The following is a 6,606-nucleotide window of genomic DNA, read 5'->3' as shown; positions in this document are numbered from 1 at the left end:
AGCCTCTCCACCGCGGTGCTTCCACCGCGGTGGAGAGGCTGTCGCATCTCCTGGGCGCGCAGGATGGCACCAGGTGTCTCCACCATCGCCCATATCATGGTGCGGTCCGGCGCGCCGGCCGCCTCGAGCCCTTTTTCGATCGCATGGACGTCCGACGGCGACTCGGCCTATCGTGCCTCCGGCGCGGGTAGTCCGTAGGCCGCCGCGAGCTGCGCGTCCCGGGCGGCGAGGCGAGTGGCGAGAGTGAGGATAACCCGGCACTGCTTCACCGAGGCGTCGTCCTGCATCGTGCCGTCCACCATCACGGCCCCCGTTCCGTCGCCCATGGCCGCGACGACGCGCTTTGCCCACTCGACGGCCGCGGGCTCGGGACTGAAGACCTTCTTCGCGATGTCGATCTGGACGGGATGCAGTGACCACGCCCCGACACACCCGAGCAGAAACGCGTTGCGGAACTGGTCCTCGCAGGCGAGGACGTCGGCGATGTCACCGAACGGCCCGTAGTACGGCATGATCCCGTTCGCCGCGCAGGCGTCTACCATCCGGGCCAGCGTGTAGTGCCAGGGATCCTGCTGGAACGTGGCTCGGACGGCCGCCGGGTCGTCCGGCTGCGGATCCTGGCGTACCAGGTAGCCGGGGTGCCCACCGCCGACACGGGTTGTCTTCATCCGCCGGTCCGCCGCCAGGTCCGCCGGGCCAAGGGACAGGCCCTGCATGCGGGGACTTGCCGCGCAGATCTCCTCGACGTTCGCGACCCCTCGCGCGGTCTCCAGAATCGCATGGACAAGCACCGGGCGGGACAGGCCGGCCTTCGCCTCCAACTGGGCGAGGAGGCGGTCCACATAGTGGATGTCCTCCGCCCCCTGGACCTTGGGCACCATCACCACGTCGAGATTCTCGCCGATGGCGGGAACGAGCGTGAGCAGGTCGTCGAGCCCCCAGGGTGAGTCGAGGCTGTTCAGGCGGATCCAGAACTGCGTCTCACCGAAGTCCGCACCGTCGACGATCTTTATCAGGTTCTCCCTGGCAACGATCTTGTTGTCCGCCCGGACGCCGTCCTCGAGGTTCCCGAGCAGCACGTCGACCCGGGGGATGATCTGCGGCAGCTTCGCCGCCATCTTCTCGTTACTCGGGTCGAAGAAGTGAATCATCCGGGACGGCCGCCACGGGATCTCGCGAGGCGGGAGTGGCGCCCCCACGGCGAGGGGAGCGAAGAAATCCTTGGCGCTGCGCATGTGAAGTCTCCCGGGAAGGAACCCTGGCCGGTGCCGGGCGACCGGACTCCCGGCGACCAACGCGACACTCAGAGTCGACGACACTCGACTCCGCCGGACTGTATCAGTTCGATGTCCGACACACTCCCCTGATCATCTCCCGCCCGATCGCGACCGTCGAGGTCGTGGTCCAGTCGGCAGGCATTCTCTGCGATCCGGGCGCTCTATTTCTGTTCCATGAGTTCCGCATAAACCACTGCGACAGGAGAATTCCCCGTCGCCATTCCGTCCAGGTCCGCAGTCTGGCTTTCTCCGTGCGGACGTCTTACGCACGTCGTCGGCGTTCGGTGCCTGTTCACGAGCAGCCCCCTCGACCTGCCTCCCCCTCAACCAGCCCGACCAGAAACTCCGCAGGATAATCAGATCATGTCGATGAGTGGGCAGCCTGACGGTAAGGGCACAGCCTGACGGTGCAGGGAGCGGGCCGGGAACTACCCCGTCAGCCGCAGTCCGGGGCGCAGTGGTCGGAAACACCCTGGAGCCAGTCCCGCGCCACGCGCCGTTGCTCCTCATCGCGCTGCTTGGGGCCGTCGCCCTGCTCGTCTCGCTCCGGCCGGCGGAGTCGCGGGCGGCCACGTGAGCCGGCGCCGATGGCTATGATTGCCAGAAAGTCCAGGATGCGGGAAGCACAGTCCACATGCTGGAACGCCGCTGTACGGCCGTCCCGGCGGTTGGCGGCGAGTGGTCGTGTACGTCGGGGAGAACCCGGAGAAGGAGTTCGAGGAGCCGCCATGACCAACGCCGCTCCACCCGCCGCTGCGGTGCCCGGTCTCGCCGCCCGAGCCGGCGCCGTGCGCACCTCGCCGGTGCGGGAGATCCTCGCGCTGACCGCCCGCCCGGAGGTGATCTCCTTCGCCGGCGGTCTACCCGCTCCCGAGCTCTTCGACGCCGACGGGATCCGGCGCGCCTACGACCGGGTGCTCACCGAGGAGCCGCGGCGCGTGCTGCAGTACTCCGCCACGGAGGGCGACCCGGACCTGCGCCAGGCGGTCGCGGAACGCCTGGCGCGCCGCGGCCTGCCCACCCGAGCGGACGACCTGCTGATCACGACGGGCTCGCAGCAGGCCCTGACGCTGCTGTCGGCGACGCTCGTGGAGCCGGGTGACGCGGTCCTCGTGGAGGATCCGACCTATCTGGCTGCCCTGCAGTGCCTCGGCCTCGCGGGTGCCCGGGTGGTGCCCGTCCCCACCGACGAGCACGGGATCCTCCCCGACCGGCTGGCGGAGACGGTGGCCCGCGAGCGTCCCAGGCTGCTCTACCTGGTGCCGACCTTCCAGAACCCCACCGGTCGGACGCTGTCCGCGGCGCGCCGCGCGGCCGTCGCCCGGGTGGCCGCGGAGCAGGGCCTGTGGATCGTCGAGGACGACCCCTACGGTGAGCTGCGCTTCCAGGGCACGCGGGAGCCGTGGATCGCGTCGTTCGCCGACGCCGCCGACCGCACCGTCCTGCTCGGCAGCTTCTCCAAGATCATGGCCCCAGGGATGCGGCTGGGCTGGCTGCGGGCCCCGGCCATGCTGCGGCGGGCCTACGTGATCGCCAAGCAGGCCGCGGACCTGCACACCTCCACGGTCGATCAGGCCGCCGCCGCCCGGTATCTGGCCGACGCCGACCCCGACCTGCACATTGCGCGGATGTGCGCCGCCTACCGCGAACGCCGCGACGCGCTCCTCGACGGGCTCGCCTGGGCACTGCCGCCCGGGAGCAGCTGGAACCGACCCGAGGGCGGCATGTTCGTCTGGGCCCGCCTCCCCGACGGTCACGACGCCACCGCCCTGCTGCCCGGCGTGGTGGAGCACGACGTGGCCTACGTTCCCGGTGCTCCTTTTTTCGCGGGGCCGCCGGACCCCGCGACGCTGCGCCTGTCCTTCACCACGCACCCGCCGGTGGAGATCACGGAGGGGCTGGCGCGGCTGGCACGGGCGTTCGGAGTATGACCGTCATCCCTGACCGGGTGCCGGTGCCGGCCCGACACGAGCCGGCGGGGATCGGCAAAACGGCGGGGATCGACGGAAAGGCGCTTAGGCGAACAGGTCCTGCAGCCAGTCGGTCCAGGCCTGGGTGGTCTTCGCCTGGTCGGCGCCGGGGGCGAACAGGTGCAGGGCGATGCCGATCGGGGCGCCGAAGGCGTTGCGGCCGAAGAAGCGGTACAGCCCGTCGCCGGTCCGCAGGCCAAGGAAGTGGGGATGCAGGTAGTCGACCACGGCGTCCAGCGGATCGATGCCCGGGAGGGTGACGCGCAGCGCGTCGCCCTGGCCGACCTCGTCGGCGACGCCCAGCTCGCGGCGCAGCCGGACGAACGCGTCCGGCGCGGTCGAGGACGCCGGCGCGTCGGCCGCGACGTAGGTCACCGGCCGGCGGCTGAAGTACCGCAGGTACTGGCCGAGCGTGTGCAGGTAGAAGTCGGTGTGCTGGCTGGCGCCGTCGTACTGGTTCTCCCAGTCGTCGACGAAGATCCCGCTGTGGACGTAGCGGAAGGAGGTCGTGCCGCCGTCCCGGCCCTCGATCACGTGTTCCAGCTGGTTGAACCAGCCGTCCGCACCCTCCACCCGGGTGACGAGGTGGTGCGGCGGGTCCCAGACGGTGACCGTGCCCCCGAAGGGCGCGGCGCCACCCTGCCGGGGCTCGAACTCCATCGGCCACAGCCATCCGCCGTTACCGGTGGTCACGGCGTCCCAGTACTCCTCCGGGGAGGTGGGCAGCACGCCCTCGCGGCGGATCTCGAACTCACGGGACATCTCTAGTTCTCCTTGGTTGCGGTGGGGCCATCGGTTCCGGTGGGGCCGGCTGCGGTGGTGGGGCTGTCGGTGCCGGTGGGACCGGCGGTGCCAAGGCCGAGGATGTCCTCCCCCGCATCGGACCCCGCATCGGATCCGACAGCCACCCGCTCGGGCCGCGTGACGCTCGGGTGCAGGGCGATGACGAAACGGTGGGAGCGCCCGCCTTCGGCGGTGGTGTCGTGGTACCTGCCGACGAGGGCGGCAACCGTCTCCGCGAGCTCCGTGGCGAACGCGGCGCGGTCCGCGGCGGAAGCGAATCGGATCTCGCTGTCGATCGCGAACGTCGCCAGCCGCTGCCGGGCAGCGGTGGCACCGGCGATGAGGTCGCCGACCTCCCGCACCAGCCGGGCACCGAGCGCGAGCAGCCATCGGGCAGAGCGCTGATCCGGCGACCGGCCGGGATCCGGGGCGACCGCCGGCAACGCGGTCGGCGAGATCACATAGGAGGCCGCCGTCGCCCGTAGTACGCGCTCGGTGCAGTTGCCCCTTCTGCGTTCCTCGACGAGTTCGACCAGCCCGTGACGCTCCAGGGCCCGCAGGTGGTAATTGACCCGCTGACGTGACAGCCCCACGGGAGCGGCCAGGGTGCTGGCCGAACCCGGCTCCGCGAGCGCGGCCAGCAAACTCGCCCGGACCGGGTCGAGCGCAGCCCCCGCGGCGGCCGGGTCATCGATCACTGCGACCTCCAACATGCGCCTCATCGTCCTACCGAAAATTTTCCTTGTCAAGGAGGATGATCCTGTCGGAGCAGATCCGGGGCAGGTACGGAGCAGGTACGGAACGACCGTCGCACCCCTCCGCGAGTCATCGCCCGAATGGCGGGGCATAGGTTCGTCCTGGAATGCCACCCGGGCTCGCGGAGGTCGGGACGGCCCCGTCCCGGGCCTGAAGCCCGTCCGTGCGGGCCAGAACCAGTCCGGCCCGCGGTCACGAGAGGCAGGACGCAAGAGCCGATGTCGACGTTCGGGCCGGACTCCTCCGTGCCATCCACGCCCCGCCCGACCGGACTACCGGACGGGCGCGACGGCCGCCCGTCGGCGTCGGCGGAGAACCGGCCCGCGCCGCGGCACGCCCGGCCGGCCCCGCGCCGGCTGCGGGTCGTCCGCGTCACCCCGCTCACCGGGGACATGGTGACGGTGACGCTCGGTGGGCCGGCGCTGGCCGGATTCTCGCTGCCCCGGGCCGCGCAGCACGTGAAGATCTTCCTGCCGGCCGACGGGCAGACCGAACCGACCGTTCCGGGCTGGGGGCCGGACGGACGACCCGTCTTCCCGGCGGGTGCGCCCCGCCCGATCGTGCGGACCTACACCCCGCGCCGGTTCGACGCCGAGGCCCTCGAACTGGAGATCGAGATGCTCCTGCACGGCGAGGGCCCGGCTGGGCGATGGGCGGGTACCGCCCGGCCCGGTGACCATCTCGCCATCGCCGGACCGGGGGGTGGATACGAGATGCGGACGTCGGCCGCGCACCGCCTGCTCGCCGCCGACGAGACCGGCCTGCCCGCGCTGGCGACGGTGCTGGAACGGCTGCCCACTCGGGTACCGGTGACCGTGGTGGCGGAGGTTCGCGACGCCGGCCGCCGGCGGGCTCTCCCGGTCACCCCCGCGACGACCGTCACCTGGCTGCACCGTAACGGCGGGGTTCCCGGCGCACTGCTGGCCGAGGCCGTCGAGGCCATACCCCTGCCCGCCGGCACCGCGGCCTGGGTGGCCTGCGAGGCCACGGCGGTACGCCGGATCCGCCGTCACCTGCTCGCCTCGGGGCTGGACCGCGCCGACCTGTCGACCCGTGGCTACTGGCGGCTGGGCGCGGCGGACCATCCCGATCATGACTACGGGGAGGGCGAGGCGGCGGATGTCACCCGCGGCGGCGAGGGACGGATCGATCGGCTGCGCCGCACCCTCGGGCCGCTGAAGCAGCGTGCCGAAACCACCGCGCGCGGCCTCGGCGCGACCGTGAAGGCCCGCGCCGCCGAGCGCCGGCGGTGACCGGGTCGGCACCTGCTTCGACCACCCGATCCTCGACCACCCGATCGTGGGTGCGGCATTTCGGTGGGACGCGTCCCAGGGCCCTCGCCCGCCAAACTCGCCCGCCAAACAACCCGTAGCCGACGCAACCGGGCTCCGTCACGGCGGGCAACCCGACCGCATGGCAGGCTGGTCACGTACCAGCGCACACCGCCCGACTACGGGGATCCACCGCGCCACGGCATTCCATTCCGACAAGCCGTCGCACGGGCAAGCCGTCGCACGGACAAGGCGACGAATGGACCGGACGACGGCGCTCGGGGACGACCCACCGGGGAACGACGGCACGGGGTGGCGGGTGGACCCGGCACGCGAATGGTGCCCGTCGACGAAGAGGGGCCCATGACGGAGGACAGCGCGAGACCCCCTGCCAAGCCTCCCATCGTCGGGGAACCCGGGTCGGTGAATCTGCCGGCTCCCCGGGTGACCGCGCTACCCCGGCGGGGTCCGGCGGCCGGCGCCCACCGTGATCCGCTCCGGCTCCCGCACCTGGTCGGCCCGCCCCCCGGGTCGACTCCGCCCCTCCTG

At 71.7% G+C, this 6,606-nt stretch carries 5 protein-coding genes; 2 read left to right on the top strand and 3 right to left on the bottom strand.

Annotation, left to right across the window (positions count from 1 at the left end; translation table 11 throughout):
- Window positions 1-167 precede the first annotated feature (167 nt).
- Window positions 168-1,235 carry an HpcH/HpaI aldolase/citrate lyase family protein gene (locus AC08OP_RS12010; RefSeq protein WP_476614266.1) on the bottom strand — a complete coding sequence of 356 codons (1,068 nt, stop codon included), beginning with the start codon at window positions 1,233-1,235 and terminating at the stop codon, window positions 168-170.
- Window positions 1,236-2,005: 770 nt separating this feature from the next.
- On the opposite strand from AC08OP_RS12010, the gene AC08OP_RS12005 reads away from it, so the two are divergent.
- On the top strand, window positions 2,006-3,208 hold the full coding sequence (locus tag AC08OP_RS12005) for an aminotransferase-like domain-containing protein (RefSeq protein ID WP_476614265.1): 1,203 nt from the start codon (window positions 2,006-2,008) through the stop codon (window positions 3,206-3,208).
- Window positions 3,209-3,292: 84 nt separating this feature from the next.
- Here the strand turns inward: AC08OP_RS12005 and AC08OP_RS12000 are convergent, their stop codons facing one another.
- Both AC08OP_RS12000 and AC08OP_RS11995 read right to left on the bottom strand, forming a co-directional pair.
- Complete coding sequence (locus AC08OP_RS12000; RefSeq protein WP_476614264.1) at window positions 3,293-4,009, bottom strand: SRPBCC family protein; 717 nt, start codon at window positions 4,007-4,009, stop codon at window positions 3,293-3,295.
- Between the two features lie 2 nt (window positions 4,010-4,011).
- A complete protein-coding gene (locus AC08OP_RS11995) occupies window positions 4,012-4,752 on the bottom strand; it encodes an ArsR/SmtB family transcription factor (RefSeq protein ID WP_476614263.1) in 741 nt (246 codons plus the stop codon).
- Window positions 4,753-5,004: 252 nt separating this feature from the next.
- Here AC08OP_RS11995 and AC08OP_RS11990 point away from each other — a divergent pair, with 252 nt between their 5' ends.
- Window positions 5,005-6,039: a siderophore-interacting protein gene (locus tag AC08OP_RS11990; RefSeq protein WP_476614262.1), complete on the top strand. Its 1,035-nt coding sequence runs from the start codon at window positions 5,005-5,007 to the stop codon at window positions 6,037-6,039.
- Window positions 6,040-6,606: the final 567 nt, after the last annotated feature.

The sequence above is a fragment of the Frankia sp. CeRuru1 genome (assembly GCF_977966315.1).
Note: the sequence above shows the minus strand (reverse complement) of the source record. Positions and strands in the feature narration are given on the sequence as shown.

Coding starts and splice junctions, on each gene's coding strand:
- AC08OP_RS12010 (WP_476614266.1), bottom strand. CDS start 1,235: ATGCGCAGCGCCAAGGATTTCTTCGCTCCCCTCGCCGTGGGGGCGCCA.
- AC08OP_RS12005 (WP_476614265.1), top strand. CDS start 2,006: ATGACCAACGCCGCTCCACCCGCCGCTGCGGTGCCCGGTCTCGCCGCC.
- AC08OP_RS12000 (WP_476614264.1), bottom strand. CDS start 4,009: ATGTCCCGTGAGTTCGAGATCCGCCGCGAGGGCGTGCTGCCCACCTCC.
- AC08OP_RS11995 (WP_476614263.1), bottom strand. CDS start 4,752: ATGAGGCGCATGTTGGAGGTCGCAGTGATCGATGACCCGGCCGCCGCG.
- AC08OP_RS11990 (WP_476614262.1), top strand. CDS start 5,005: ATGTCGACGTTCGGGCCGGACTCCTCCGTGCCATCCACGCCCCGCCCG.